Annotated in this window: 1 protein-coding gene; it reads right to left on the reverse strand. The window is 62.3% G+C overall.

Annotated elements, in window-relative coordinates; translation table 11 throughout:
- Nucleotides 1–277: 277 nt before the first annotated feature.
- A partial coding sequence (locus tag PIB16_RS26710) for an anti-sigma factor (RefSeq protein WP_271046682.1) occupies nucleotides 278–512 on the reverse strand: 235 nt, incomplete at its 5' end.

A 512-nucleotide genomic window follows, 5' to 3' on the forward strand; every position in this document is an offset into this window, starting at 1 on the left:
CCGGTCAGCGACAGTTCCGGGAAAACCAGAATGTCCGGCGCTGTCGTCGCCTTCGCTTCTGTGGCCAGTGCGGTGATGCGGGCGATGTTGTCTGCGATCACGGAGGAGGGGCGAACTGCGCAACGGCCGCGCGCGATTTGCGCCCGCGCGGGATCGGTCTGTACGAGTTCACCGAAATCAAGGGCATTGTCGGCTTCGGAGATTGACCGTTACGACCCATCCCGTATCCGTGACGCGTTCATCGGGACTCGCCTCGAAATCGGGAAGCGTTAAACCTTCATCCCCATCGCGCCGTGCCGACAGCGATAACAGGGCCGGTTGCCTGACCAGTCGGCGAGCCGCCGAAAGGTTCGACGCTGATCGCGAAGGTGGTGCCTTCGGTGATGCTGTTGCGCATGTCGGCGGGGATTATAAGATCGCCATTCGTGCCGGGCTGGAAGACGCCGAGCGAGCGGGTCTTGCCGCCATCCATCACCAGCCACAGTTCCAGCGATTTTTCGTCGGTCTTGCCG

Origin of the sequence: Agrobacterium sp. ST15.13.015 (assembly GCF_027871645.1) — a bacterium.
Lineage (GTDB): Bacteria > Pseudomonadota > Alphaproteobacteria > Rhizobiales > Rhizobiaceae > Agrobacterium > Agrobacterium leguminum.